At 62.1% G+C, this 1,231-nt stretch carries 2 protein-coding genes; both read right to left on the minus strand.

The annotated features are described in order from the left end of the window. Nucleotides 1–771: glycoside hydrolase family 3 N-terminal domain-containing protein (locus ACLRYO_RS09545; RefSeq protein WP_413084869.1), on the minus strand; the 771-nt coding region annotated here is incomplete at its 3' end. 160 nt (nt 772–931) lie between these two features. Beyond that, nucleotides 932–1,231 (minus strand): hypothetical protein (locus tag ACLRYO_RS09550; RefSeq protein WP_413084870.1); only part of this gene is annotated, 300 nt, incomplete at its 5' end.

Genomic DNA, 1,231 nt, shown 5'->3' on the forward strand with positions numbered 1-1,231 from the left:
CATAAAGCCCAAGGCACCGGCGCGCACACCGGCGGCCACCGGCGGCAGATGAATTTCATGAAGATCGTGCGGGCCCAGTACGGCGGACTGTCCGTTGCGGCCGCCCACGGCCTCGCCTTGCGCCGCCAGATGCTTGAGCACCACGGCCACTCCCCCGTGGCCGACCTTGCTGCGATGCTCACCCTGCATGCCGGTAACGATGGCCTCGCACATGCGGGCAGCCTTCAGCGGATCCTCGCCGAAGCATTCCTCGCAACGGCCCCAGCGTGGGTCACGGGCGATGTCCAAACCGGATACCAATGCGATATGGATGCCGCTGGCGGCCAGTTCTGCGGCAACCGCGGCTTCCGCTTCCTGCACCCCCTGCGGGTCAAACGTAGCGCCCAAACCCAGATTGGTGGGCAGCACCGTGCCGCCCAGCGCCTGATGCCCGTGAGGCGCCTCTTCGCTAAGTAATACGCCGATGCCGTGCGCGCCACGTTCCAGCACAGTTTGCTGCACCACGGCAATCGCCTCAGTCCGCTCCTCAGGGCGTATGCCGTTACCCCAATGTTGACCAGACCATGGGTCGGCTCGCAATAGACCGTACAGGGTGCCGAGTCCACCCCATCGGTCAATCTCCTGCTTGAGCTCGTCCGAGGCCACCAGCCGTCCCGCAGCATTGCGTTCCACGGACTTCCAACCGAGCAGACGCTGGTTCAACTGGCCAACTTTCTGCGTGAAGCTCATCGAATCAATGAGTCGGTCCACTGCGGCGCAATTGATGCTCATTGAGCGCTCCCCCTTCTCGTATATTGTCTTCTCGTTCTTCTCGCTCTTCGGCGAGTACCGGGTCTTATGTTTTGCCCTGCGCACTGCAATTGTGCGCACTGCAATTGAAAATATCCGGTTGTGGAACAAGGAGTAGATGATTCCACAACCGGATATCGGTTTAATCAGCCGTTTCGAACGATGGGTCCGAAACCGCAGTGTAGTAACGGGCGGCATAGGGGTGTTCGTCAGCGTGCAATTCCAGAATGCCACGCTGCGCGAGCGCCTCTTGATTGGCCGCCACCTGCGAGGTGATGATGGTCGGGCGCTGGCCCGCCACCTGCAGCTTCATCCACAGGTCGCACACCGAGCCTCCCGGGCCGAGCGCACTGCGGTTCACCGGGTTTCCGGCCTCATCCACATCAATCACCACGGCGACGGTCTTCGGCTGAGCCGGCAATGCGGAACGGTACTGTGCGGC

The organism is Veillonella parvula (assembly GCF_047241225.1).
GTDB classification, from domain to species: domain Bacteria; phylum Bacillota; class Negativicutes; order Veillonellales; family Veillonellaceae; genus Veillonella; species Veillonella parvula_O.